The 25622-nt window shown below is 69.2% G+C and carries 26 protein-coding genes and 1 pseudogene; 22 read left to right on the forward strand and 5 right to left on the reverse strand.

Annotated elements, in window-relative coordinates:
* Positions 1 to 178: 178 nt before the first annotated feature.
* On the reverse strand, positions 179 to 1348 hold the full coding sequence (locus tag ACYVF7_RS05605; protein WP_460335871.1) for a L,D-transpeptidase: 1170 nt from the start codon (positions 1346 to 1348) through the stop codon (positions 179 to 181).
* Positions 1349 to 1478: 130 nt separating this feature from the next.
* Positions 1479 to 2867 carry an ATP-binding protein gene (locus ACYVF7_RS05610; RefSeq protein ID WP_460335873.1) on the reverse strand — a complete coding sequence of 463 codons (1389 nt, stop codon included), beginning with the start codon at positions 2865 to 2867 and terminating at the stop codon, positions 1479 to 1481.
* Positions 2868 to 3036: 169 nt separating this feature from the next.
* On the opposite strand from ACYVF7_RS05610, the gene ACYVF7_RS05615 reads away from it, so the two are divergent.
* The 6 genes from ACYVF7_RS05615 to ACYVF7_RS05640 all read left to right on the forward strand — a co-directional run bounded on the left by ACYVF7_RS05615 (position 3037) and on the right by ACYVF7_RS05640 (position 8860).
* Positions 3037 to 3669, forward strand: coding sequence for a histidine phosphatase family protein (locus ACYVF7_RS05615; RefSeq protein WP_460335876.1), 633 nt, complete (start codon positions 3037 to 3039; stop codon positions 3667 to 3669).
* Positions 3670 to 3724: 55 nt separating this feature from the next.
* Entirely contained in the window at positions 3725 to 4300 is a 576-nt protein-coding gene (locus ACYVF7_RS05620) for a TlpA family protein disulfide reductase (protein WP_460335878.1), read from the forward strand.
* Positions 4297 to 5028, forward strand: coding sequence for a cytochrome c biogenesis CcdA family protein (locus tag ACYVF7_RS05625; RefSeq protein WP_460335881.1), 732 nt, complete (start codon positions 4297 to 4299; stop codon positions 5026 to 5028). The genes ACYVF7_RS05620 and ACYVF7_RS05625 overlap by 4 nt, the downstream gene beginning before the upstream one ends.
* Before the next feature lie 25 nt (positions 5029 to 5053).
* Positions 5054 to 6640, forward strand: a complete 1587-nt coding sequence (gene resB / locus ACYVF7_RS05630; RefSeq protein ID WP_460335884.1) for a cytochrome c biogenesis protein ResB — start codon at positions 5054 to 5056, stop codon at positions 6638 to 6640.
* 5 nt (positions 6641 to 6645) lie between these two features.
* Positions 6646 to 7602, forward strand: a complete 957-nt coding sequence (gene ccsB / locus ACYVF7_RS05635; RefSeq protein ID WP_460335887.1) for a c-type cytochrome biogenesis protein CcsB — start codon at positions 6646 to 6648, stop codon at positions 7600 to 7602.
* Positions 7603 to 7678: 76 nt separating this feature from the next.
* The gene (locus ACYVF7_RS05640) at positions 7679 to 8860 is read left to right on the forward strand and encodes a L,D-transpeptidase (protein ID WP_460335890.1); all 1182 of its coding nucleotides are present in this window, start codon (positions 7679 to 7681) and stop codon (positions 8858 to 8860) included.
* Between the two features lie 59 nt (positions 8861 to 8919).
* Here ACYVF7_RS05640 and ACYVF7_RS05645 read toward each other — a convergent pair whose 3' ends face one another.
* Entirely contained in the window at positions 8920 to 9264 is a 345-nt protein-coding gene (locus tag ACYVF7_RS05645) for a PLD nuclease N-terminal domain-containing protein (protein ID WP_460335893.1), read from the reverse strand.
* A 175-nt stretch (positions 9265 to 9439) separates the two neighbouring features.
* Here ACYVF7_RS05645 and ACYVF7_RS05650 point away from each other — a divergent pair, with 175 nt between their 5' ends.
* Both ACYVF7_RS05650 and ACYVF7_RS05655 read left to right on the forward strand, forming a co-directional pair.
* Positions 9440 to 10384, forward strand: a complete 945-nt coding sequence (locus tag ACYVF7_RS05650; RefSeq protein ID WP_460335895.1) for a hypothetical protein — start codon at positions 9440 to 9442, stop codon at positions 10382 to 10384.
* 10 nt (positions 10385 to 10394) lie between these two features.
* Positions 10395 to 10658 carry a hypothetical protein gene (locus ACYVF7_RS05655; RefSeq protein ID WP_460335898.1) on the forward strand — a complete coding sequence of 88 codons (264 nt, stop codon included), beginning with the start codon at positions 10395 to 10397 and terminating at the stop codon, positions 10656 to 10658.
* Between the two features lie 31 nt (positions 10659 to 10689).
* Here the strand turns inward: ACYVF7_RS05655 and ACYVF7_RS05660 are convergent, their stop codons facing one another.
* Complete coding sequence (locus ACYVF7_RS05660; RefSeq protein WP_252840677.1) at positions 10690 to 10905, reverse strand: BldC family transcriptional regulator; 216 nt, start codon at positions 10903 to 10905, stop codon at positions 10690 to 10692.
* 310 nt (positions 10906 to 11215) lie between these two features.
* On the opposite strand from ACYVF7_RS05660, the gene ACYVF7_RS05665 reads away from it, so the two are divergent.
* Together ACYVF7_RS05665 and ACYVF7_RS05670 are read left to right on the forward strand one after the other, a co-directional pair.
* The gene (locus ACYVF7_RS05665; RefSeq protein ID WP_460335900.1) at positions 11216 to 12412 is read left to right on the forward strand and encodes a threonine ammonia-lyase; all 1197 of its coding nucleotides are present in this window, start codon (positions 11216 to 11218) and stop codon (positions 12410 to 12412) included.
* Between the two features lie 18 nt (positions 12413 to 12430).
* Entirely contained in the window at positions 12431 to 12841 is a 411-nt protein-coding gene (locus ACYVF7_RS05670; RefSeq protein ID WP_460335903.1) for a DUF4229 domain-containing protein, read from the forward strand.
* 49 nt (positions 12842 to 12890) lie between these two features.
* On the opposite strand, the gene ACYVF7_RS05675 is transcribed toward ACYVF7_RS05670, so the two are convergent.
* Entirely contained in the window at positions 12891 to 13583 is a 693-nt protein-coding gene (locus ACYVF7_RS05675; protein ID WP_460335906.1) for a demethylmenaquinone methyltransferase, read from the reverse strand.
* A gap of 260 nt (positions 13584 to 13843) precedes the next feature.
* Between ACYVF7_RS05675 and ACYVF7_RS05680 the strand changes: the two genes are divergently transcribed.
* The 12 genes and pseudogenes from ACYVF7_RS05680 to nuoK all read left to right on the forward strand — a co-directional run bounded on the left by ACYVF7_RS05680 (position 13844) and on the right by nuoK (position 25606).
* Positions 13844 to 15124, forward strand: coding sequence for a geranylgeranyl reductase family protein (locus ACYVF7_RS05680; protein WP_460335909.1), 1281 nt, complete (start codon positions 13844 to 13846; stop codon positions 15122 to 15124).
* A gap of 96 nt (positions 15125 to 15220) precedes the next feature.
* Positions 15221 to 15580 carry an NADH-quinone oxidoreductase subunit A gene (locus ACYVF7_RS05685; RefSeq protein ID WP_252779618.1) on the forward strand — a complete coding sequence of 120 codons (360 nt, stop codon included), beginning with the start codon at positions 15221 to 15223 and terminating at the stop codon, positions 15578 to 15580.
* 2 nt (positions 15581 to 15582) lie between these two features.
* Positions 15583 to 16137 carry a NuoB/complex I 20 kDa subunit family protein gene (locus ACYVF7_RS05690; protein ID WP_460335914.1) on the forward strand — a complete coding sequence of 185 codons (555 nt, stop codon included), beginning with the start codon at positions 15583 to 15585 and terminating at the stop codon, positions 16135 to 16137.
* Complete coding sequence (locus ACYVF7_RS05695) at positions 16134 to 16880, forward strand: NADH-quinone oxidoreductase subunit C (protein ID WP_460335917.1); 747 nt, start codon at positions 16134 to 16136, stop codon at positions 16878 to 16880. Before ACYVF7_RS05690 ends, ACYVF7_RS05695 begins: the two co-directional genes overlap by 4 nt.
* Positions 16877 to 18222: pseudogene (locus tag ACYVF7_RS05700) on the forward strand (NADH-quinone oxidoreductase subunit D). Before ACYVF7_RS05695 ends, ACYVF7_RS05700 begins: the two are co-directional and overlap by 4 nt.
* The gene (gene nuoE, locus ACYVF7_RS05705; protein WP_460335920.1) at positions 18219 to 18890 is read left to right on the forward strand and encodes an NADH-quinone oxidoreductase subunit NuoE; all 672 of its coding nucleotides are present in this window, start codon (positions 18219 to 18221) and stop codon (positions 18888 to 18890) included. The pseudogene ACYVF7_RS05700 and the gene nuoE overlap by 4 nt, the downstream one beginning before the upstream one ends.
* Entirely contained in the window at positions 18887 to 20185 is a 1299-nt protein-coding gene (gene nuoF, locus ACYVF7_RS05710; protein ID WP_460335923.1) for an NADH-quinone oxidoreductase subunit NuoF, read from the forward strand. Before nuoE ends, nuoF begins: the two co-directional genes overlap by 4 nt.
* Positions 20182 to 22623: an NADH-quinone oxidoreductase subunit G gene (locus ACYVF7_RS05715; RefSeq protein WP_460335926.1), complete on the forward strand. Its 2442-nt coding sequence runs from the start codon at positions 20182 to 20184 to the stop codon at positions 22621 to 22623. The genes nuoF and ACYVF7_RS05715 overlap by 4 nt, the downstream gene beginning before the upstream one ends.
* Entirely contained in the window at positions 22620 to 23966 is a 1347-nt protein-coding gene (nuoH, locus tag ACYVF7_RS05720; RefSeq protein ID WP_460335929.1) for an NADH-quinone oxidoreductase subunit NuoH, read from the forward strand. The genes ACYVF7_RS05715 and nuoH overlap by 4 nt, the downstream gene beginning before the upstream one ends.
* The gene (gene nuoI, locus ACYVF7_RS05725; protein WP_460335932.1) at positions 23959 to 24486 is read left to right on the forward strand and encodes an NADH-quinone oxidoreductase subunit NuoI; all 528 of its coding nucleotides are present in this window, start codon (positions 23959 to 23961) and stop codon (positions 24484 to 24486) included. The genes nuoH and nuoI overlap by 8 nt, the downstream gene beginning before the upstream one ends.
* Positions 24483 to 25313 carry an NADH-quinone oxidoreductase subunit J gene (locus tag ACYVF7_RS05730; RefSeq protein ID WP_460335934.1) on the forward strand — a complete coding sequence of 277 codons (831 nt, stop codon included), beginning with the start codon at positions 24483 to 24485 and terminating at the stop codon, positions 25311 to 25313. Before nuoI ends, ACYVF7_RS05730 begins: the two co-directional genes overlap by 4 nt.
* Positions 25310 to 25606, forward strand: a complete 297-nt coding sequence (gene nuoK / locus ACYVF7_RS05735; RefSeq protein ID WP_460335937.1) for an NADH-quinone oxidoreductase subunit NuoK — start codon at positions 25310 to 25312, stop codon at positions 25604 to 25606. Before ACYVF7_RS05730 ends, nuoK begins: the two co-directional genes overlap by 4 nt.
* The last annotated feature ends 16 nt before the right edge of the window (positions 25607 to 25622 follow it).

The raw sequence follows: 25622 nt of genomic DNA on the forward strand, positions 1-25622 counted from the left end.
TGTCGGAAGCGTGTCTGATGAGTAAGGGTAAGCACCGTTCTCGCCCCTCATGTAGCTGATCGCGGTGCCGGTACGACGTGCGTGCGTCGTCGCGGTCTACATGGACGAACCCAACATCGTGAAGCGCGTCTCGTTCACGATGTGCTGATCACAGGACCGATGACCGCTCTCCGGCCGATCAGCGCTGGAGGTCACCGTTCTTCACCCAGCTGCTCCAGGAGTACTCCCAGAACTTCCAGTCGGTGTCGTACGGCTCGTCGACGAACTTCTTGTCCGTGCCGGTGACGTCGACGACGTCGCCGCGCTGCGCGATGCCGTAGAAGTACCGCGCGCCGGTCGGTGAGGTGCGGACGCAGCCGTGGCTGGCGTTGCGGACGCCGAGGGCGTCGTACTCCTCGCCGGCCTGGTGGACGTACTCGCCGCCGTCCGAGATCCGGACCGCCAGGTGGATGACCTCCTTGTAGTACTCCGGGTCACCGGGCTTGTGCCCCGGCGAGACCATCGTCACCGGATCCTCCTTCTCCTTGGTCAGGTGGATGCCGCTGGTGGTGGTGTACTCCGGTGTGGTGGCCTTGCCCATGCTGATCGGGAAGTTCTTCACGACGCCGTCGTGGGTCACCTTCATGTGGTGCGTCTTACCGTTCGCCACGGTGATGTTCGACGCGCCTATGGAGAAGCGCTTGGTCACATCGGTCGTGCCGTACACGCCCTTGGCGGCACGTACGCCGGCCAGGTGTGCGGTGAAGACGACCTTCTGATGCGGCTGCCAGTACTGGTGGGTGCGGTAGACGACCTGCCGGTCCGACATCCAGTGCCAGGCACCCTCGTCCGCCTTGTCCGACTTCACCTCAAGGGCCTGCTTCACCTGGTCCTTGTTGGCGACCGGGCCGTCGAACGTCACGATGATCGGCATTCCGACGCCGACCTTCTCTCCGGCCTGCGGGGTGACGTCGGAGATGGCGATCTTGTGGTCCGCCGGGGAGGTGCGGAACCGGCTCATGACCGCGGTCTCGTGGCCCTTGGAGTTCTTGGCCGTGACCTTCACCTGGTACCAGACGCCCGGCTTCAGGGTCCAGGTGGTCTTCCACGACTTGTGGTCGGCGGCGAACCCGCCCGGTGCTGTCGCGCCGTCCTGCCGCACGTCCACCTGCTCCAGCTGTCCGCCGGAGACCGCGACCGCGACGCCCTGGTCAGGCCGGACGGTCCGCGTGCCGTCCGCCGGCGTGATCTTGATGGTGGCGTCCGCCGCGACCGGTGTCGCCTTCGAACCCCCGCCGGAGCAGGCCGTCATCGTGGCGGCGGTCGCGGCCGCGAGGGCCAGACCGGCGAGCAGCCGCCGATTCCTCATGTCGATCTTCACTCTCTATAAGACGCGGATAAGTCGAAGATGTTCGCGGGGATGTCTTCAAGCATCTCGGAGACAGGACCGAACGCCGGCATTCCCCACGGCGTGTCCACGGAAGGCTGGAGCCGGGCGGTCACTCACCGGGAGCGAAGATGTCCTCGGCGGTGATGGTCAGAGTGTCCGGATCCGCGTTGATGATCTCTTCGCGGCCGCAGACGGCGTACCGCAGGTCGTCCACGGCGTCCGTCAACGCGAGGGCCTTCGTCCGGAGCTTCGCCGTGATGCGTCTGGCGTCGACACGACGGCCCCATTTCGACTCGCCGACCAGCACGGGGACGCGGGTACGGTCCGGTTCGGCCAGAGCCACGGCGTCGATCTGATCCTGACCGTCCTTCTTCCACCACGGGCCGATGGCCACGACACTCTCCCCGAGATCACCTCGGGCCGCCAGCCGCCACAGGTGCTCTCGGAACGCCTCTTCATAGGCCGGGCCCATGTGCTCGTCGAGTCTCTTGATGAGGGCGGGCACGACGTTGTCACCGTGTCCGCGCTCGATCTCACTGCGGTATCGCAAGAGTGGGCCGAGGTAGAACGCGAGGAAGTTGTCGGCGATGCGATAGATGCGGCGTCGGGAGCGCTGGGGATCGTCGGTCACCGGGATGACCCGTTCGATGAGGCGGGCTTCCAAAAGCCGCTCCAGCACACGGCTGGGATCGGCGCCGATGGCGTCCTCGATCTCATGGTGACGCGTCTTCCCCGCCGCGATCGCGTACAGAGTCGCCGCCGAATGGTCGGCGCCGACCTCCGTCAGCATGATCAGCCTGCCCTCGGTGAGCAGGGGGCTGCCCGGCCGGCAGGCCAGCCGGGCGATGTTGTCCGTCACCGACATCTCCTGTCGCCACCAGGTGAGGTACAACGGCATGCCGCCGACGATGCCGAAGACGCGGGCCCGATCGACGGGCGACAGGCCGGGCAGCATCGATGCCGCATCGTGGGGCCGGAAAGGGTGGACGGGCAAGGCCAGGTTGAACCGCCCGTACAGGGGCGCCCGAGTCTGCTGGATCGACCACATCGTCCGGACCGCCGAGCCGCAGATCAGTAGCCGGAGCCGCGTCCTGCCCATCGTGCGGTCGAGAAAGGCCCGAAGGATCCCCGGAAGGGCCGGAGACGTCGCGATGAGCTCCGGGAACTCGTCGAGCACCAGGAGGATGGGCTCCTCCTGGGCGGCGCGGGCGAGGTGGTCGAGAAGATCCTCCCAATCTCGGTACGGCGTGGCGTCGAGATCGCGGATGTCGATCGGAAGGACGGTCGCCGCCTGCCGGGAGATCGCCGCGAGCTCCGCTTCGGCCGGCTCCCCGACGCCCGTATGAAATACGACGCGGGGCAGGTCCTCGGCGAAGCGCTGGATGAGCGCTGTCTTGCCGACCCTTCGTCGTCCCCATACCAGGGCCGGGCGCTCGGGGCTGTGCGCCCACCAGTCCCGCAGCAGGGCCAGCTCCTGCTCTCGCCCGACGAACGCCATCTGGACCCCCGGCTGAAATAGGTTACCTGCATCGAATGCTACCTGCATCGCATGCAGGTAGCAGTAAATGCAGGTGACATCGCATGCAGGTAATGTCGTGGTCTCGGGTCGGCCACTCGTTGGTGGGGTCGGCGGTGCCGCTCTTGCGGGCCGGTAGTGTGGGGGCGCTATGAAGACGATCGTTCATCTGCTGCGCCACGGTGAGGTGCACAACCCCGAGGGTGTCCTGTACGGGCGGCTGCCGGGCTACCACCTCAGCGACGACGGCCGGCTGATGGCGAAGGCGGCGGCCAAGTGGTTCGACGGGCGTGACATCACCGTGCTCGTGTCCTCTCCGATGGAGCGCGCCCAGGAGACCGCCGAGCCGATCGCCGAGACGCTCGGGCTCGAGGCGGGCACCGACGACCGGCTGATCGAGGCTGGCAACCACTTCGAGGGCCACACGTTCGGTGTGGGCGACGGGTCGCTGCGGCGGCCGGAGCACTGGCCGTTCCTCTGGAACCCGTTCCGTCCCTCCTGGGGCGAGCCGTACGCGGAGATCGCCCGGCGGATGCTGGCGGCCATGGCCGACGCGCGCGACGCCGCGCGCGGGCACGAGGCGGTGTGCGTGAGCCACCAGCTGCCGATCTGGGTGACGCGGCGGAAGGTCGAGGGCCGCCGGATGTGGCACCACCCGGCGCGCCGTCAGTGCGGGCTGGCCAGCGTGACCAGCTTCACGTACGACGACGACCGCATCGTCAAGGTCGACTACGCGGAGCCGGCGGGGGACCTTTCCCGCCGCCCCAGTGTGCCCGGCGCCTGAGCCCTCCTGCACAATAGAAGCGAGTACTACAGCCTGTAGTAGTAGGAGTGTGCCCGTGACCCCCCGTGCCCTGACCCTTCCGGCGGTCATTCTGCTCGGCGCCGGCGCGCTCGCCGGATGCGCGGGCACCGGCTCGGGACAGAACGGCACCGGCTCCGACTCGCGGTACGTCGCCGGTGACAACTCCAGCCAGATCCTCAAGACCCGCAAGGCCGCGCCGCAGGTGAAGGGCACCACGCTCGACGGCAAGCCCTTCGACCTCGCGCAGTTCGGCGGCAAGGTCGTCGTCGTCAACTTCTGGGCCTCCTGGTGCGCGCCGTGCCGCGCCGAGGCGCCGACGATGGAGCAGATCTACGAGAAGACCAAGGGCTCGGGCGTCCAGTTCGTCGGCGTGGACATCAAGGACGGCAAGGACAACGCCCAGGCCTTCATCCGCAGCTTCAAGATCACGTACCCGAGCCTGTACGACCAGGCCGGGCAGATCGCGCTCGCCTTCCGCGACATCCCGCCGAACGCCGTGCCCTCCACGCTGATCATCGACCGGCACGGCAAGGTGGCGGTCCGCGTGATCGGCAGCGTGCCCTACTCCCGCCTCCAGGACCTCGTCACCAAGGTCGCCGCCGAGAAATGAGCACCATCACCAGCGGTTCGCTCGTCATGGCGTTCCCGGTCGCGGCTGCGGCCGGGCTGGTGTCGTTCCTGTCGCCGTGCGTGCTGCCGCTCGTGCCGGGTTACCTGTCGTACGTCACGGGCATGAGCGGCGCGGACCTCGCGGAGCGGAAGCGCGGGCGGCTGCTGCTCGGGGTGGGGCTGTTCGTCCTCGGGTTCACGGTCGTGTTCGTCAGCGCAGGGCTGGCGTTCGGCGGGTTCGGCTCGCTGCTGCAACGGCACGCCGAGGTGATCACGAAGGTGCTGGGCGCGGTCACGATCGTGCTCGGCCTGGCGTTCATGGGCTTCATCCCCGGGCTGCAGCGGACGGTCAAGTCCAGCCGGCTGCCCGCCGCCGGGATCGCCGGGGCGCCGTTCCTGGGCGCGCTGTTCGGTCTGGGCTGGACGCCGTGCATCGGCCCGACCCTGGCGGCCGTGCAGGCGATGGCCTACACCGAGGCGAGCGCGGCGCGCGGCGCGCTGCTGTCCTTCGCCTACTGCCTGGGCCTGGGCGTGCCGTTCCTGCTCACGGCCGTCGCGTACCGTAGGGCACTGGGCGCGTTCGGCTGGGTGAAGCGCCACTATCAGGCCGTGACGCGGATCGGCGGTGGCCTGCTCGTCGCGATCGGGGTGCTCCTGGTGACCGGGCTGTGGAGCGACCTGACGGTCCAACTGCAGGGCTGGGTGTCCGGCTTCAAGACGGTGATCTGATGTTGTTCGACAAGGGGGCCCGCCCGTGAGCGTCGACGCTCCGGAGACCCAGGCAGCGCCGCAGGCGCCGAAGGACCGTCCGGCGGGCATCGGCCTGCTCGGCTGGCTGCGGTGGGGCTGGCGGCAGCTGACCTCCATGCGCACGGCGCTGGTGCTGCTGTTCCTCGTCGCGCTCGGCACCGTGCCCGGGTCGTTCCTTCCGCAGCGCGGGTCCGCGCCGGAGGACGTCACGACCTTCATCAGCAACCACAAGACGCTCGCGCCGTGGCTGGACAAGCTGTCGCTGTTCGACGTGTTCTCCGCGCCGTGGTTCGCGGCGATCTACATCCTGCTGTTCGTGTCCCTGGCCGGCTGCGTGCTGCCGCGGACCAAGCACCACTACGCGCAGCTGCGGGCCCGCCCGCCGAAGGCCCCGCGCAACCTCGGCCGGCTGCCGGAGGCCGCGTCGTACGAGACGGACGTCGCACCGGAGACCGTCCTCGCCGAGGCGCGGACGATCCTCAAGGAGCGGCGGTTCCGCGTCGACGCGTACGACGACGCGGTCGCCGCCGAGAAGGGCTACCTCCGGGAGACCGGCAACCTGGTCTTCCACCTCGCCCTGCTCGTGCTGCTGTTCGCGGTCGGCTCCGGGGCGGCGCTCGGCTACAAGGGCAACGTCCTGGTGACCGAGGGCGAGGGCTTCTCCAACACGCTCACCTCGTACGACGCGTTCAAGGGCGGCCGCAGCTTCAACTCCTCGACGCTGCCGCCGTTCACGGTCTGGGTCGATTCCTTCAAGGCCGGCTACCTCATGAGCGGCCCCAACCGGGGGCAGCCGACCAGCTTCGCGGCGAAGATCCGGTACAAGAACGGCCCGAAGTCCAAGGCCAAGCCGTACGACCTGCAGGTCAACCACCCGCTCAACGTGGACGGCGCCCGCGTCTACCTCCTGGGCCACGGCTACGCGCCGCGCTTCACCGTCCGCGACGGCAAGGGGCAGGTCGCCTTCCAGGGGGCGGTGCCGTTCCTGCCGACCAACGAGGCGACGTACGCCTCCGAGGGCGTCATCAAGGTGCCCGACGCTCAGCCCGATCAGCTCGGCTTCATCGGGCTGTTCTGGCCCACCGCCGCGCCGAACCAGCAGGGCAAGGTCGTGTCGGCCTTCCCCGCCGCGTGGAACCCGCAGGTGGCGCTGTTCGCCTTCAAGGGCGACCTCGGCCTGTCCAACGGCGCGCCGCAGTCGGTCTACCGGCTCGACACGAAGAACCTCAAGCCCATCCTCATGGGGAACAAGGTCAAGCCGCTGGCCACCGGCCAGACGCTGCAGCTGCCGAACGGCGCCGGATCGGTCACCTTCGACGGCTACAAGCAGTACGTCACCCTCGCGGTCAACCACGACCCTGGACGCGTCCCCGCGCTCGCCGCCGGCATCGTCGCGATCATGGGCATCGTCGCCTCGTTCCTCGTGCGCCGCCGCAGGGTGTGGGTGCGTGCGAAGGCCGCCGAGGGCGGGCGTACCGTGGTCGACGTCGGAGGACTCACGCTCGGCGGCGCCACCCCGGACTTCGACGCGATCGTCGAGCGGCTGAAGAAGGCCGCGCCCGAAGAACCCCCGAACACAGACGAGGAGTGACGACCGTGGTCGACACCCATCTGGCGAACCTGAGCAACCAGCTGATGCTCGGCGCGGTGCTGCTCTACGTCGTCGCGATGGTCGGATACGCCGCCGACATCGCGTTCGGGCGGCGGCGCGCCATGGCCGCGGCGCCGAGCGAGGCGAAGGTCCTCGTCGGCGCCGGCGGACCCGACACTGAGGCCGTCACGGACGTCGAGGAGACCGACGAGGACGAGGGCCGCCGGATCGAGTGGGGCCGGTTCGCCCTCCTCATCAACGTGCTCGCCTGGGGCGTCCACGGCGCCGAGATCGTCACCCGCGGCATGGCGGCCGACCGTGTGCCCTGGGGCAACATGTACGAGTTCATGTCCGCGATCACCTTCGCGGCCGTGACCGTCTACCTGGTGATGCTCTGGCGCTACAAGATCAACTGGCTGGGCCCGTTCCTCATGGTCGCCGTCGTCATCGCGCTCGGCATCGCCACGATCTGGCTGTACGACGACCCGGGCCCGCTCCGTCCGGCGCTGCACTCGTACTGGATCGCCATCCACGTCACCGCCGCCGTGACGGCCACGGGCGTCTTCACCGTCGCCGGCGTCGCCACGATCCTCTACCTCGTCAAGGCCCGCGAGAAGGCTTTCAAGCCGGGCGGCATCATGGATCGGGTCCCGGACGCCGAGACCCTCGACCGCATCTCGTACCGGACCATGATGTTCGGCTTCCCGATCTGGACGTTCGCCATCATCGCCGGCGCGATCTGGGCGGACTCCGCGTGGGGCCGCTACTGGGGCTGGGACCCCAAGGAGACCTGGTCGTTCATCACCTGGGTGGTGTACGCCGGGTACCTCCACGCCCGCGCCACCGCGGGCTGGCGCGGCCGCAAGGCGGCCGTCATCTCGCTGATCGCCTTCGGGTGTCTCCTTTTCAACTTTTTCGGAATCAACTACCTCGTCCACGGGTTGCACTCCTACGCTGGCTGATTAATTAAGCCCCACTGGCAACTTTTTACGTTCGATGTGCGTCAGATGGGTCGTGGGTGAATCTGGGAGGACACGGGTGGTTAACAGGCGGTCGACCGTCGGCATGGTGGTGATGGCGGCCCTGCTCGCCGGCGCGTCCGCGTGTTCGGGCAACAGCGAGGCCGGGACGAACGGCAACGGTGGAACGAAGGCCCCCGACGCCCAGGTGCGCGTCACTCCGGCCAACGGCACCGGTTCCGTGCGCCCCGACCAGGGCGTCTCGGTCGCGTCCTCGGGCGGCAAGCTCGAGCAGGTGACGGTGGCTCAGGGCGGCAAGGCCGTGCCGGGCGACTTCACCCCCGACCACACGCAGTGGAAGACCAAGTGGACGCTCGCGCCCGGCGCTTCGTACACCGTGAACGTCACGGCCAAGAACGCCAAGGGCAAGACGACCACGACCACCAGCAAGTTCCAGACGCAGAAGGCCACGGATACCTTCAAGATCACTGACATCACGCCGCAGCCCGGCGAGAAGGTCGGCGTGGGGATGCCGATCATCGTGACGTTCGACAAGCCGATCGCCAACAAGGCGAACGTCGAGCGGGCCCTCGAGGTCAAGTCGGACAAGGGCGACACCGGCGCCTGGCACTGGATGTCGAGCCAGCAGGTCGTCTTCCGCACCGAGAAGTTCTGGGGCGCGCACCAGAACGTCAACTTCACCGCCCACCTGGCCGGCGTGCGCGGCCTCAAGGGCGTGTACGGCACGAAGGACCAGTCGCGGTCCTTCAAGATCGGCGTGTCGAACGTCACCGTCGCCAACGCCAAGACCCACTACATGACGGTCAACCACGACGGCGTCGTCAAGAAGTTCCCGATCAGCACGGGCATGGGGACGACGACGGAGTACACCACGACCAGCGGTCTGCACATCACGCAGGAGAAGTCCGAGAGCGTGACGATGGAGTCGCCGAACCGGAAGAAGGGCGACCCGGGCTACTACAAGGAGGTCGTCAACCTCGCGGTCCGGATCACCAACAAGGGTGAGTACGTCCACCAGAGCGTCGGGGAGTACGACGCGCTCGGCCACCGCAACGCCAGCCACGGCTGCGTCCGCACCTCGCCGACCGGCGCCAAGTACTTCTACGGCATCTCCCAGCGCGGCGACATCGTGAACGTCACCGGCACCGACCGGAAGCTGTCCAACGAGGTCGACTCCAACGGCTGGGTGTTCTGGGCCCTGTCCTGGGACAAGTGGGTGAAGGGCAGCGCCCTGCACTGACCCGCCGAGAACGTCTCTCCGACCCCGGCCGCCGTCACCGGCGCCGGGGTTCGGTGTTTTTAATCCTCGCCGCGGAGGCGGCGGTCGAGCTGACGCAGGAACTCCGGATCGTCGTCCGGGCCGAGCGGACCGCGCTCGGCGGCGGCCTCCTCCCGGCCCTCGCCGCCCGCCGAGGTGAGGAAGTCCGGCGGCCACGCGGTGACGCCGGCGGTGACGAATCGGCGGCGCCGACCGAACAGGAGCCAGGCGATCGCACCGAGTTCGAAGCCGAGAAGCACGATGAGGAACCACGCGAACTTCGGCAGGTGCCGGGTTTCGCTCTCATCGGTCGACAGGACCTCGAACAGACAGAACAGCCAGACGCCGAGTGCGACCAGGACGAGCACGACGGCAAGGACGAGCATGGTCGCAGGGTAACCCGCCGACCTGAATGCCACCGAAGGGATGGCCGCAACGGGCCGCGGCTCGGCACCGCCAGGACGGCGTCGAGGTGACCACAGTGGGCCGTCGCCTGGGTGGGGATGACGTGTCCCCGAGGGCTGGCTTACGCTTCCGCCTAGCCGAGCGAGGGGACGTCTCATGCGTTACCGGGTGAACCGTCGCCAGCAGCTCGACGCACCCGCCGACGCCCGGACCGGGCGTCATCGCCGGAGCAAGGACTCCGCCGGCGACGCCGATCGGCCCGGCCGGCCCCGCCGCCTGCAGCCGAGGGACGCGCTCGGCCGGTTCCGTAAGCTCCGCCCCGACGAGGAGCGGCGCCTCACGGAGCGGAGTGACGGCGCGGCGATCGGGCCGGTGGACACCCCGGTCCCCGAGCGACCGGACGAACTCCGCTACACCTGGCGGGACTTCGAGCTCGACGAGGAGCTGCCCCGCGCCGCGCCCCATCGGCCGGACGCGCCCGACGTACGGGACGGACGGCGGCACTGCGGAGCCCTGGAGGACATTCTGTACCGCCAGTGGTATCCCGACGCCGATCCGGTGTCTCCGGACGTCGTCCGGGCCGTCGACAGCCTCGCCGAACTGCCCGATCTGCTCAAGGACAAGCTGGCCGAAGGCCTCAGCGGGATCTACGTCGGCTCCGGAGGCGTCCCGGACCTCGACGACATGGACTACCTCCGAGGCGAGCCGCTTCCGTCGGGCAAGGGCACCTGGGACATCTGCGCCGGGGCGTACGGCGATCGCACGATCGTGGTCGGCGACCGTCCGTCACCTACGCCGGACGTGATGCTTCATGAGATCGGTCATGCCCTCGATGACATCGATGGCACGATGACCGAAGACGGCGGTCGACAATGGCAGTCCGACACCCCGGAGTTCCGTGCACTGTACGCCCAATGTCTTCCACACTTGGAGAGTGAGTTTCACCGGCAGGCGGAAGATCTCGGTCGCCACGAGTTCTTCGCGGACGCCTTCGCCGCGATCGCGTCGCGGCAACGGCCCGCGCTTGTCGACATGCTCGGCGGGGATACCCGTACGGCGCTGAATGTGATGCTTTTCTTCAACCGCAAATACGGGATTTAGGTGATCTGCGATGTACGTGATCAGACTCCCCGGCGGTAACCTGCGGGTGCCCGCGAGCGTGTTGGCGCGTGGCCGACAGACGCACGGTGGCGCGGGGAGCGTGATCGGACAGGCCTACGTGGAGATCGGCCCGGAGGATCCCGACTACCAGCGGCTTCTCGCCCAGTCGATCTCGGAAGAGGAGATGGCGGAAAAACGCCGCCGGTGGCGCGAGGACGATGAGGCGCTGCGCGCCGAATTCGAGGAGTTCAAGGCCCGACAGCCAGAGGAGTGACGGCGAGTCGCGGTCGCCGTCGGTCGCGCGTCTAGCGGCTCAGTTCGCTGCGTACGGAGGCCTCGACCGGCTCCTCGCCCCTCAGTAGGGCGTGCACCTCGGATTCCCGGAAACGGCGGTGGCCTCCCGGGGTCCGGATGCTGCTGATCCGGCCTGCCGCAGCCCATCGCGTGACAGTTTTCGGGTCGACCCGGAACAGGGCGGCGACCTCACCCGGGGTCAGCAGGCGCTCGCTCGTACTCTCCACGTTTTCTCTCCCCCTTTGTCCCGCTCTCGTCGCGGGTGGACTGTTTCTCAGTCTGCCGTGTCAAGACCGATTTCTCCCTTGTTTTCGGAAAAGATCACGCTACGTAGTTTTGTGACATGCAGTAATGACTACACGTGACCGACCAGTTTCGAACTCCGTGGCGCGCGGTCGCTTCGCTACCCGGCAGACGGCCAGATGGCACCGGTCGTACGGTGAGATGACGACAGCCCGACGGTGAGATGATCACCGCTCCGGGGTGAGACGGCGACCGGCGCGCGGCGACCCGTTCACTCCCCGTAGGGTGATCGATATGCCCGATCTTGTGACTTTGGAGGAGATCGAGGACGCCGCTCGGCGGCTGTCCGGCGTCGCCATCCGCACCCCCTTGGTACCGCTTCGCGGTACGGCGCCCTCCGCTCCTCTCCTGCTGAAGGCCGAGTCGCTGCAGCCGGTCGGCTCCTTCAAGCTCCGCGGCGCGTACGCCGCGATCAGCGCGCTGCCCGAGGAGGAGCGGAAGAGCGGCGTCATCGCGCACTCCAGCGGCAACCACGCGCAGGCCGTCGCGTACGCCGCGCACGTCCTCGGCATCCCGGCCGTCCTCGTGGTCCCGAACACGACACCGGCCGTGAAGGTCGACGCCTGCCGCCTGCTCGGTGCGGAGATCGTCTTCGTCGAGCCGACCATCGAGGCCCGCGTCGAGATGGCCGACCGCCTGGCCGCCGCCCACGGGTACGCGCTCATCCCGCCGTTCGACGACCGCAGGATCATCGCGGGTCAGGGCACGATCGGCCTGGAGATCCTCGACGACGAACCCGAGGTGGACGCGGTCTTCGTGCCCATCAGCGGCGGGGGACTGATCTCCGGCATCGCCGCGGCGATCAAGGCGAAGCGGCCCGAGACCAAGGTCATCGGCGTGGAGCCGGAGCTGGCCGCCGACGCGAAGGCGTCCTTCCTCGCCGGCCAGCGGATCGGCTGGCCGGCCGCCGAGACCGGCCGTACGATCGCCGACGCCCTGCGCGTCGAGCGCATCGGCGAACTGCCGTTCGAGCACATCCGCGCGTACGTCGACGACATCATCACCGTCGGCGAGGACGCGATCCGGGACGCGATGCGGCTGCTCGCCCGTCGCGCGGGCCTGGTCGCCGAGCCGGGCGGGGCGGTCACGACCGCCGGGCACCTCGCCTCGACCGCCTCCCGCGGCCGCCACCACGCGGGCCGCCCGCAGCGCCACGTCGCCGTCGTCTCCGGCGCCAACGTCGACCCGACGCTGTACGCGGAGATCCTCGCGGAGGAGCCGCCGGCACCGAGTGACGTCTCATCCGGGGACCGGCGACGCGCACTGACGCGGATCCGGGAGAGCGGCTCGGGACGACGTGAGCCCGGGCTGGTGGCCGGGGTTCCGGGAGACGGGCGCCTCGGGCCGGCGCGGATCTGGAGGCCGGTGGCCAGCGGTGATGCGGGTCCGGGGCCCGGCGAGCCGGGCCCCGGGCGGACCTTCGGAGGGTAGGGATACCCTCAGAGGGTCATGCGTTCCGTATTCCTTTACACCCTTGCCCGGTTCGTGCTGTTCGGCGCGACCGCCGGAGTGCTGTTCCTCGTCGGCGCGCGTGGCTTCCTGCTGCTCGCGCTGGCGGTCCTGATCAGCGGCATCGTCAGCTTCGTCCTGCTGTCCCGGCAGCGCGACGCGATCTCGACCTCCGTGACCCGGCGCGCCGCCCGGATGCGGGAGAACCTCGCCGAAGGCGCCGCCCGCGAGGACGCCGACGACGAGGAGGACTCCGCGTCGTCCGTTCAGCAGGCGGGCCGCGCGGACGACGACCCGGAGCCCGCGGCCCTGGCCGAGCCGCCCCTCGCCGAGCGGCGTGCGGACGGCGACCCGGAGCCGGTCGTCGGCAGCCGGAAGCCCGCGGCGAACGGCCCGGACGCCGCTTCTTAAGCCCGCTTCTCCGCGCAAGCCCGCTTCCCGCACAAGGGCGGCGGGTTCCTCAGCGGACGGCGTGGTGGAGGGCGACGGCGCCGAAGGTGAGGTTGCGCCAGCGCACCGAGGTCCAGCCGGCCTCCTGGATGAGCCGGGCGAATGCCGCCTGGTCGTGCCAGGCCGCCGTCGACTCCGCCAGGTAGTGGTAGGAGTCCGGGTTCGAGCTGACCTTGGCCATCAGCGGCAGGCCGACCTTCAGGTGCAGGCCGTGCATGGTCCGGATCACCGGGTTCGGCGGCCGGCTGACCTCACAGACGACCAGTCGCCCGCCCGGCCTCGTCACCCGGCGCATCTCCGCGAGTGCGTGGACGGTGTCGTTGACGTTACGAATCCCGAACGAGATGGTCACGGCGTCGAACGACGAATCGGCGAACGGCAGCCGCAGCGCGTCTCCGGCGACGAACCGCAGGCCCGCCGAGCCGTTGCGGCGCACGCCCTCCTGCAGCATGCCGAGGGAGAAGTCGCAGGCGATGGTGTGCGCGCCCGCCTGCGCGAACGGAACCGAGGAGGTGCCGGTGCCGGCCGCCAGGTCGAGGACCCGCTCACCAGGCCGTACGTCCAGGGCCTTGACGACCTCGCGGCGCCACACCCGGTCCAGCCCGCCGGTCATCAGGTCGTTGAGCAGGTCGTATCGCGCGGCGGTGCGGTCGAACATCGCCGCCACCTCGGCCGGTCGCTTATCCAGGGATGCCCGCGTCATGAACGGTAAGCGTACGCAAGCCCTCGGTTAACGCCGCATGCGGGAGGGCGCGTACGATCGGGCCGCGCGCGTGGTTCCCCTGGAATGTCACGCAAGGTTTACACTCACGGTGTAAGCCGCTTGTGAAGTGCTTCACAAAAGAACAAGAGAGCAGACGCACCCCGGGTCGCACCCGGCTCCACGCAGCCCCGTACGATCCGTCGCGGCATCGCCCCCGACCCGGGGCGGCACAACCGAAACCGTGCACCCGAAGGATTCTCGTGACCGAGCCAGTGTCCATACCGCAGCAGGACTCCGCGACCGAGGCCGACGTCATCGTCGTCGGTGCCGGCCCGGCGGGTTCGACGACGGCATACCACCTGGCGCAGACGGGCCTGAACGTCCTCCTGCTGGAGAAGACGACGTTCCCGCGCGAGAAGGTGTGCGGTGACGGCCTGACCCCGCGCGCGGTCAAACAGCTGATCAAGATGGGCGTCGACCTCGACGCGCCCGGCTGGATCCGGAACAAGGGCCTGCGGATCATCGGCGGCGGCACCCGTCTGGAGCTGCCCTGGCCCGATCTGGCGAGCTACCCCGACTACGGCCTGGTCCGTACGCGCATGGACTTCGACCAGATTCTCGTCGAGCGCGCCATCGCCGCCGGGGTCAAGCTCCGCATGAACACCAACGTGACCGGCCCGGTCCTCGACGACCGCACCGGCCGGATCACCGGCGTCGTCGCCAAGACCGACGACGGCGAGGTCACGTTCAAGGCGCCGCTCGTCGTCGCCGCCGACGGCAACTCCACCCGGCTCTCGCTCGCCATGGGGCTGCGCAAGCGCGACGACCGGCCGATCGGCGTGGCGGTCCGGCGCTACTACACGAGCCCGCGCCACGACGACGACTACCTCGAGTCCTGGCTGGAACTGTGGGACGGCGACCGGCTGCTGCCCGGCTACGGCTGGATCTTCGGCGTCGGCGACGGCACCTCCAACGTCGGTCTCGGCCTGCTCAACACGAGCGAGGCGTTCAAGAACGTCGACTACCGCGCCCTGCTGAAGAGCTGGCTCGCCGGAATGCCGCAGGAGTGGGGCTACCAGGAGGACAACGCCACCGGCCCGGTGCGCGGCGCCGCCCTGCCGATGGGCTTCAACCGGACGCCGCACTACACGCGCGGCCTCGTGCTGGTCGGCGACGCGGGCGGCATGATCAACCCGTTCAACGGCGAAGGCATCGCGTACGCGATGGAGTCCGGGGAGATGGCGGCCGAGATCATCGCCCAGGCGCTGGGCCGGCCCACCGCCGCGCAGCGTGAGCGTGCCCTGCACGACTACCCGCGCGTGCTGAAGGAGACCTATGGCGGCTACTACACGATCGGGCGGATCTTCGTGAAGGCGATCGGTGATCCGCGCATCATGAAGTTCGCGACACGCCACGGCCTGCCGCACCCGACGCTGATGCGGTTCACGCTGAAGCTGCTCGCCAACCTCACGGATCCGCGGGGCGGCGACGCGATGGACCGGGTCATCAACGCGATGTCGAAGATGGCGCCGGCGGCGTGAGACCCCGAGAGAAGAAGTGATGATCGCGTTGCCTAGGATTTTCACAGCGCCGGAGGCGTGTTCGCAGGCACTCACCGAGAGGGGGGTGTAGGGATCTTGAACCTCTACGTTCCTATTGTCGTACTGGGCGCACTCGCGCTGCTGTTCGCCGTCGGCTCGGTGATCATGGGGTCCTTCACGGGGCCCAAGCGCTGGAACCGCGCCCGGCTCGAGGCGTACGAATGCGGTATCGAACCGACGCCGCAGCCGGTCGGCGGCGGTCGCTTCCCGGTGAAGTACTACCTGACGGCGATGCTGTTCATCGTCTTCGACATTGAGATCATCTTCCTCTACCCCTGGGCGGTCGCGTTCGACCACATGGGGCTGTTCGGTCTCGTCGAAATGGTGCTCTTCATCGTCACCGTCCTCATCGCGTACGCCTACGTGTGGCGTCGCGGTGGTCTGGAGTGGGACTGACAATGGGTCTTGAAGAGAAACTCCCCGCTGGTGTGCTGCTGACCACGGTCGAGCAGGTCATCGGGCTGGCGCGGAAGAGCTCGGTGTGGCCGGCGACGTTCGGCCTCGCCTGTTGCGCCATCGAGATGATGGCGACGGGCGACCCGCGCCACGACTTCTCCCGATGGGGCATGGAGCGCGCCTCGGGCTCGCCGCGACAGGCCGACCTGATGATCGTCGCCGGTCGGGTGAGCCAGAAGATGGCCCCCGTGCTCCGGCAGATCTACGACCAGATGGCCTCGCCGAAGTGGGTCATCGCGATGGGCGTGTGCGCCTCCTCCGGCGGCATGTTCAACAACTACGCGATCGTCCAGGGCGTCGACCACATCGTGCCGGTCGACATCTACCTGCCCGGCTGCCCGCCGCGCCCGGAGATGCTGCTCGACGCGATCCTCAAGCTGCACGACAAGATCCAGAACACCAAGATGGGCGTGCACCGCAAGCGGGAGATCGAGGAGCTCGAGAAGGCCAAGCTCCGCCAGCTGCCCCTCCTGGACCAGCCCGAGGTGGTGTCGTGACCAGCCAGCATCCCGAGCAGCAGGCCGAGCAGGCCGCCGACCAGCTGCCCGCGCACGCCGAGGAAGACCGGCGGGAGCAGCCGGTCGCCCGCATGGGCATGTTCGGCGCGAAGACCACCGGTGACACCTCGGGATACGGCAAGCTCGTCGTCCGGCAGGCACCGAAGGTCTCCAGCCCGCGCCCGTACGGCGGTCCCCGCACGACCGGCGCCGAGGGCGAGTTCGACGAGATCGCGAACGAGCTCGAGCGGGCCTACCCCGAGTTCGGCGAGGCGATCGAGCGGGTCGTCGTGGACCGGGGCGAGCTGACGCTCGTCATCCGCCGCGAGCACCTGGCCGCGGTCGCCCAGACCCTGCGCGACGACCCGAAGCTGCGCTTCGAGCTGTGCACCGGCGTCTCCGGCGTGCACTACCCGGCCGAGACCGGCGCGGAGCTGCACGCGGTCTACCCGCTGCTGTCGATGACCCACAACCGGCGCGTCCGGCTGGAGGTCACCTGCCCCGACACCGACCCGCACGTCCCCTCGCTCGTCGCGGTCTACCCGACCAACGACTGGCACGAGCGCGAGACGTACGACTTTTTCGGGATCGTCTTCGACGGCCACCCGGCGCTGACGCGGATCATGATGCCGGACGACTGGCAGGGCCACCCGCAGCGCAAGGACTACCCCCTCGGCGGCATCCCCGTCGAGTACCGCGGGGCGAAGGTGCCCCCGCCCGACGAGAGGAGGTCGTACGTATGACCGCCACCGACTACGACGCGTACGGCACCGGTGAGGCGACCGAGGGCACCGTCTACAACGTGGGCGGCCAGGACTGGGACCAGATCGTCGACGCCGCGGCGTCCGGCGACGAGGACCGCATGGTCGTCAACATGGGTCCCCAGCACCCGTCGACGCACGGCGTGCTCCGGCTCATCCTGACGCTCGACGGCGAGACGGTCGACGAGGCCCGGCTGGGCATCGGCTACCTCCACACCGGCATCGAGAAGAACATGGAGTACCGGACGTGGACCCAGGGGACCACGTTCTGCACCCGCATGGACTACCTCGCGCCGCTGTTCAACGAGGCGTCGTACTGCCTCGCGGTGGAGAAGCTGCTCGGCGTCACCGACGACGTCCCGGAGCGGGCGCAGGTCATCCGGGTGATGATGATGGAGGTCAACCGGATCTCCTCGCACCTGGTCGCGATCGCGACGTTCGGCCTGGAGCTCGGCGCCACCACCGTCATGCTCAACGGGTTCATCGAGCGCGAGTACGCCCTCGACATCTTCGAGATGGTCGCGGGCCTGCGGATGAACATGGCCTACATCCGGCCGGGCGGCGTCGCGCAGGACCTCCCGCCGGGCGCGATCGACAAGATCGGTGACTTCGTCAAGCGGGAGAAGCAGCGGCTCAAGCAGCTGCGCAAGCTCCTCGACGCGAACCCGGTGTTCGTGGCGCGGACGAAGGACATCGCCTATCTCGACCTGACCGGCTGCATGGCGCTGGGCATCACTGGCCCGGTCCTGCGCGCCGCGGGCCTGCCGTGGGACCTGCGCAAGACCCAGCCGTACTGCGGTTACGAGACGTACGAGTTCGACGTGCCGACGGTGCAGACCTGCGACGTGTACGGCCGCTACCTCGTCCGCATGGCGGAGATGGAAGAGTCCCTGAAGATCATCGAGCAGTGCCTCGACCGGCTGAGCTCCGGCTCCGCCAAGTCGGGCCCGGTGATGATCGAGGACAAGAAGATCGGCTGGCCGGCGCAGCTCGCGCTGGGGCCCGACGGCATGGGCAACTCGCCGAACCACATCGCGCACATCATGGGCCAGTCCATGGAGGCCCTCATCCACCACTTCAAGCTGGTGACCGAGGGATTCCGCGTCCGGCCGGCCAGGTGTACGCCGCGGTGGAGTCGCCGCGCGGCGAGCTCGGCTGTCACGCGGTCAGCGACGGCGGCACCCGCCCGTACCGGGTGCACTTCCGCGACCCGTCGTTCACCAACCTGCAGGCGGCCCCGGCGATGTCCGAGGGCGGCCAGGTCGCCGACATCATCGCGGCGGTCGCGAGTATCGACCCGGTCATGGGGGGAGTCGACCGATGAGTTTCGAGCCAGAGATGCTGGAGCGGCTCGAACGGGACGCGAAAGAGATCATCGCCCGCTACCCGAAGCCGCGGTCGGCGCTGCTGCCGATGCTGCACCTGGTGCAGTCCGAGGTCGGCTACGTCAGCGAGGACGGCATTCAGTTCTGCGCCGACATGCTGGGCATCACGCCCGCGCAGGTCACCGGCGTCGCGACCTTCTACACGCAGTACAAGCGGGAGCCGGTCGGCGACTACCACGTCGGCGTGTGCATCAACACGCTGTGCGCGGTCATGGGCGGCGACCAGATCTGGGAGGAGCTGTCCGAGCACGTCGGCGTCGGTCACGACGAGGCGACCGAGGACGGCAAGGTCAGCCTCGAGCGGATCGAGTGCAACGCCGCCTGCGACTTCGCCCCTGTGGTGATGGTCAACTGGGAGTTCTTCGACGACATGACGCCGGAGAAGGCCAAGCAGCTCGTCGACGACCTGCGCGCCGGCAAGGCGGTCGCCCCGACCCGCGGCCCGGGCTCGGTGTGCAGCTGGAAGCAGGCGTCGCGGGTGCTCGCGGGCTTCAACGACGGCCGCGCCGGAGAGGGCGTGCAGGCCGGTCCGGAGTCGCTGGTCGGCCTGGAGCTGGCCAAGCGCAACGGCTGGACCGCTCCTGAGCCCGAGCAGGAGACCAAATGACCACTCTGACCCCGATCCTGACGAAGACCTGGGACCAGGCCGACTCGTTCACCCTGCGCGGGTACGAGAACGCCGGCGGCTACCAGGCGTTCCGCACGGCCCTGAGCACGAACCCGGACGACCTCATCCAGGCGGTGAAGGACTCCGGCCTGCGCGGCCGTGGCGGCGCGGGCTTCCCGACCGGCCTGAAGTGGGGCTTCATCCCGCAGGGCGACGGCAAGCCGCACTACCTCGTCGTCAACGCGGACGAGTCCGAGCCGGGCACGTGCAAGGACATCCCGCTGATGATGGCCAACCCACACGTGCTGATCGAGGGCATCATCATCAGCTCGTTCGCGATCCGCGCGAACCACGCCTTCATCTACGTGCGCGGTGAGGTCCTGCACGTCATCCGCCGCCTGCAGCAGGCGGTCGCGGACGCGTACGAGGCGGGTTACCTCGGTAAGGACATCCTCGGCTCCGGCTTCGACCTGGAGCTTGTCGTCCACTCCGGCGCCGGCGCGTACATCTGCGGCGAGGAGACGGCGCTGCTCGACTCCCTCGAGGGATACCGCGGCCAACCCCGGCTCAAGCCTCCCTTCCCGGCGGTGGCCGGCCTGTACGGCGGCCCCACCGTCATCAACAACGTCGAGTCGATCGCCAGCGTTCCCGGCATCGTCGCGAACGGCGCCGACTGGTTCGCCGCGATGGGCACCGAGAAGTCCAAGGGCTTCGGCATCTTCAGCCTGTCCGGCCACGTGACCCGGCCGGGCCAGTACGAGGCGCCGTTGGGCATCACGCTCCGCGAGCTGCTCGACATGGCGGGCGGCATCCGGAACGGCCACCGGCTGAAGTTCTGGACGCCGGGCGGCTCCTCCACGCCGCTCTTCACCGACGAGCACCTCGACGTGCCGCTGGACTTCGAGTCGGTCGGCGCGGCGGGTTCCATGCTCGGCACCCGGGCGCTGCAGCTCTTCGACGAGACGACCTGCGTCGTCCGGGCGGTGCTGCGCTGGAGCGAGTTCTACGCGCACGAGTCGTGCGGTAAGTGCACGCCGTGCCGCGAGGGCACGTACTGGTACAAGCAGATGCTCAAGCGCCTGGAGAAGGGCGAGGGCAGCGAGAAGGACCTCGACACCCTCCTCGACCTGTCGGACAACATCCTGGGCCGGTCGTTCTGCGCGCTCGGCGACGGCGCGACCAGCCCGGTGACCTCGTCCATCCAGTACTTCCGCGACGAGTACATCCAGCACTTCGAACAGGGCGGCTGTCCCTTCGACCGGGCCGCCTCGACCGCGTGGGCAGGTGGAAAGTGACCGTCACCGACAGCACCGGGGTCGAGAAGCGCGAGGACCTGATCTCCGTCACGATCGACGGCTTCGAGATCAGTGTTCCGAAGGGCACGCTGATCATCCGGGCCGCCGAGCTGCTCGGCATCCAGATCCCGCGGTTCTGTGACCACCCGCTGCTCGACCCCGTCGGCGCCTGCCGCCAGTGCCTGGTGGAGATCCCGGACGCCGGCAACGGGCGGCCGATGCCCAAGCCGCAGGCGTCCTGCACCACCACGGTCATGCCGGGGATGGTGATCCAGACCCAGCTGACCTCGCCGGTGGCGGACAAGGCCCAGCACGGTGTGATGGAGCTGCTGCTCATCAACCACCCGCTGGACTGCCCGATCTGCGACAAGGGCGGCGAGTGCCCGCTGCAGAACCAGGCGATGTCCAACGGCCGCGGCGAGTCCCGGTTCGTCGAGACGAAGCGGACGTTCCCGAAGCCGGTCGCGCTGTCCTCGCAGGTGCTGCTTGACCGCGAGCGGTGCATCCAGTGCGCCCGCTGCACCCGGTTCGCCGACCAGATCGCGGGCGACGCGTTCATCGACCTGCTCGAGCGCGGCGCCAAGGAGCAGGTCGGCGCCGCGACCGACGAGCCGTTCCAGTCGTACTTCTCCGGCAACACGGTGCAGATCTGCCCGGTCGGCGCGCTGACCGGCGCGGCGTACCGCTTCCGCTCCCGCCCGTTCGACCTGGTGTCGACGCCGAGCGTCTGCGAGCACTGCGCCTCCGGCTGCGCCCAGCGCACCGACCACCGGCGCGGCAAGGTGACGCGCCGGCTGGCCGGTGACGACCCGCAGGTCAACGAGGAGTGGAACTGCGACAAGGGCCGGTGGGCGTTCACGTACGCCACCCAGCCCGACCGCCTGACCCACCCGCTGATCCGCAACGAGGACGGCGTGCTGGAGCCGGCGTCCTGGCCGGAGGCGCTGAGCGTCGCGGCCGAGGGCCTGGCCCGCGCCCGGGGCAAGGCGGCCGTGCTGACCGGCGGCCGCGTCACGCTCGAGGACGCCTACGCGTACAGCAAGTTCGCCCGCATCGCGCTCGGCACGAACGACATCGACTTCCGCGCCCGCGCGCATTCGGGCGAGGAGGCCGAGTTCCTGGCCGCGACCGTCGCGGGCCGGCCGATCACGGTGTCCTACGCCGATCTGGAGCAGGCCCCGGCGGTGCTGCTCGCCGGCTTCGAGCCGGAGGAGGAGTCGCCGATCGTCTTCCTGCGGCTCCGCAAGGCGGCCCGCAAGCACGGTCTGAAGGTCTACTCCGTCGCGCCGTTCGCCACGCGCGGCCTGCGCAAGATGTCCGGCACGCTGCTGAAGACGGTGCCGGGCGGCGAGGCCGAGACCCTGGGCGACCTGATCACCGGGACGGCCCGGGACGACGCGGGCAAGGCCGCGGCCGAGCTGCTCAAGGCCGAGGGCGCGATCGTGCTCATCGGCGAGCGGCTCGCGTCGGTGCCCGGCGCGCTGTCGGCCGCCGGCCGCCTGGCCACGGCCACCGGCGCCCGCCTGGCGTGGATCCCGCGCCGGGCCGGTGAGCGCGGCGCCGTCGAGGCCGGCGCGCTGCCGACCCTGCTGCCGATCGGCCGCCCGGTCACCGACGCCGCCGCGCGCGGCGAGGTCGCCCGGGCCTGGACCGTGAGCGCGCTGCCGGAGACGCCGGGCCGCGACACCGAGGGCATCCTCGCCGCCGCGCGGGACGGGGAGATCGACGCGCTGCTCGTCGGCGGCGTCGACCCGCACGACCTGCCGGACCCGGCCGCCGCGCTGGAGGCGCTGGAGACCACCCCGTTCATCGTCAGCCTCGAGCAGCGGGTCAGCGCGGTCACCGACCGCGCCGACGTGGTGCTGCCGGTGGCGACGGTGACGCAGAAGGCCGGGACGTTCGTCAACTGGGAGGGCCGCGGCCGCCAGTTCGACGTCGTGCTCAAGACTCCCGGCGTCATGTCGGACCTGAAGGTGCTGGCCGCCATCGCCGACCAGCTCGACGTCCACCTGGGCCTGCCGGACTCGGCGGCGGCCCGCCGCGAGCTGGCCGCGCTCGGCGCGTTCCGCGGCGACCGGCCGAGCCTGCCGAGCGTGCCCGCCGCCGTTCCCGCGGACCCGGGCAAGGGCGAGGCGCTGCTGGCGACCTGGCGGATGCTGCTCGACGCGGGCCGGATGCAGGACGGCGAGCCGTACCTCGCGGGCACCGCGAAGGTGCCGGTCGCCCGCGTGAGCGTGGCGACGGCCGAGGAGATCGGAGTGGACGGGAAGGTCACCGTGGCCACGGCGCACGGCGAGATCACCCTTCCGCTGGAGATCGTCGACATGCCGGATCGCGTGGTCTGGCTCCCCGAGAACTCCCCGGGCTGCGCGGTCCACCGGGACCTGGGCGTTTCGGCCGGGGCGGTCGTGAAGATCCAGAACGGGAGCGTCGCATGAACGCCACCCACGTCCTCGCCGAGGGCGCCACGCTGAACAGCTTCGGGCACGACCCGTGGTGGATTATCGGGCTCAAGGCGCTGGTGGTCTTCGTGTTCCTGCTGCTGACGGTGCTGATCACCGTCTGGGCGGAGCGCCGGATCATCGGCCGGATGCAGCTGCGGCCCGGCCCGAACCGCGCCGGCCCCTTCGGCATCCTGCAGGCGCTGTTCGACGGCATCAAGGGCGCGCTGAAGGAGGACATCGTCCCGCGCGGCGTGGACAAGGTGGTGTTCTTCCTCGCGCCGATCCTCGCCGCCGCGCCCGCGATGGTGTCGTTCTCGATCATCCCGTGGGGCGGGGTCGTCTCGATCGGCGGGCACAAGACGCCGCTGCAGCTGGCCGACCTGCCGGTCGCGGTGCTGCTGCCGCTGGCGATGGCCTCGATCGGCGTGTACGGCTTCGTGCTCGCCGGCTGGTCGTCGATGTCGCCGTACGCCCTGCTGGGCGGGTTGCGCTCCAGCGCCCAGGTGATCTCGTACGAGATCGCGATGGGCCTGTCGTTCGTGGCGGTGTTCCTGTTCGCCGGGTCGCTGTCCACCTCGGAGATCGTCGCCGCGCAGGCGCACGGCAGCGCGTTCAAGATCGCCGGGATGACGTTCCACACGCCGTCCTGGTACGCGGTCCTGCTGTTGCCGTCGTTCGTGATCTACATCTTCACGATGATGGGGGAGTCGGGACGTATCCCGTTCGACCTGCCCGAGGGCGAGGGCGAGCTGGTCGCCGGCTACCACACCGAGTACTCGTCGCTGAAGTTCATGATGTTCTACCTCGCCGAGTACGTGAACATGACGACGCTGTCGGCGCTGTGCGTGACGCTCTTCCTCGGCGGCTACCGCGCCCCGTGGCCGATCACCTGGTTCTGGTCCGGCGCCAACGCCGGCTGGTGGCCGATCCTGTGGTTCCTGGTCAAGATCTGGATGTTCACCTTCTTCTTCATCTGGCTGCGCGCCGCCCTGCCGCGGGTCCGCTACGACCAGCTGATGAAGCTCGGCTGGAAGGTCCTCATCCCGGTCTCGCTCGGCTGGATCCTCTTCGTGTCGGCGGTGCGGGCCCTGCGCAACGAGAAGCACGACGTCGGGCCGATCATGCTGATCGCCGCTCTGGTCGCCGTGCTCCTGCTGCTCGGCTCGTTCGTCTGGGAACGGACGTCGGCGGGCGAGGCGCAGCCGGAGGAGGCCGAGGCCGGGGCCGACGGCGATCCGATGGCGGGCGGGTTCCCGGTGCCGCCGCTCGACGCGCCGCACTACCACGGCGTCGGCAACGCCCGTGCGTCCAACTCTGCGGAGGCCACCCGTGCTTGATTTCCTGAACCCGATCAAGGGGTTCGGCGTCGCTTTCCACCAGATGCTCAGCAAGACCGAGGTGGTGGAGTACCCCGAGGTCAAGAAGCCCACGGCGCCGCGCTTCCACGGCCGTCACCAGCTGAACCGCTGGCCCGACGGCCTGGAGAAGTGCGTCGGCTGCGAGCTGTGCGCGTGGGCGTGCCCGGCGGACGCGATCTACGTCGAGGGTGCCGACAACACCGAGGAGGAGCGGTTCTCCCCGGGTGAGCGTTACGGCCGCACCTACCAGATCAACTACCTGCGGTGCATCCTCTGCGGGCTGTGCATCGAGGCGTGCCCGACGCGGGCGCTCACGATGACCAACGAGTACGAGCTCGCCGACGACAGCCGCGAGAGCCTCATCTACACCAAGGAGATGCTGCTCGCGCCGCTGACCGAGGCCATGGAGGCTCCGCCGCACGAGATGCGTCTCGGCGAGACCGAGGAGGACTACTACCTCCTCGGCGCCAAGAGCGATTCCAAGGACGGTGCCAAATGACCGGGGTTGCGGCCGCGGGCGCGCACCAGACGGGCGAGAGCGCGATCTTCTGGATCCTCGCGGTCGTCTCGGTCGGGGCGGCCCTCGGCATGATCCTCACGCGTAAGGCCGTGCACTCGGCACTGATGCTGGCGGCGGTGATGTTCTCGCTCGCGGTGCTGTACGCCGTGAACGAGGCGCCGTTCCTGGCATTCGTGCAGGTGATCGTCTACACCGGCGCGGTGCTGATGCTCTTCCTGTTCGTCGTCATGATCATCGGTGTCAGCTCGACCGACTCGCTGATCGAGACGATCAAGGGTCAGCGCGTCGCCGCCGCGATCGTGGGCATCGCCTTCGCCGTCCTGCTGTTCGTCGGGTTCGGCCACGCGGCGCTGCCGAAGTCGGCCGGCCTGAAGGACGCCAACGCGGGCGGCGGCAACGTCATGGGCCTGGCGCGGCTGATCTTCACCAAGTACGTCTTCGCGTTCGAGGTGACCAGCGCCCTGCTGATCACCGCGGCGCTGGGCGCGATGGTGCTCGCCCACCGCGAGCGGCTCCGCCCGAAGCCGACGCAGAAGCAGCTGTCGAAGGAGCGGATCAAGAGCGACCGCGTCTCGCCGCTGCCGCCGCCCGGCACGTACGCCCGGCACAACGCCGTCGACATGCCGGCCCTGCTGCCGGACGGCAGCATCTCCGAGCTCTCGGTCAGCCCGGTCATCGCCCGGCGCCGTACCGGTGAGCACGAGGACCTGCACGGCGCGTCGCCCGAGGCGGTCGTCCGGCAGGAGACCAAGACGGTCAAGGCCGTGATCGCCAAGCCGGTCGAGGTCGAGGAGGAAGAACAGTGACGGGCCACTACTTGGTTCTGTCCGCCATCCTGTTCACGATCGGCGGGATCGGCGTGCTGATCCGCCGCAACGCCATCGTGGTCTTCATGTGCGTCGAGCTCATGCTCAACGCCACCAACCTGGCGTTCGTGGCCTTCGCCCGCATGCACGGCAGCCTCGACGGGCAGATCATCGCGTTCTTCGTGATGGTCGTCGCCGCGGCCGAGGTCGTCGTCGGACTGGCGATCATCATGACGATCTTCCGGAGCAGGAAGTCCTCGTCGGTCGACGACGCCAACCTGCTGAAGTACTGAGGACATCTCGATGACC

It is taken from the genome of Actinoallomurus acanthiterrae (genome assembly GCF_054775715.1).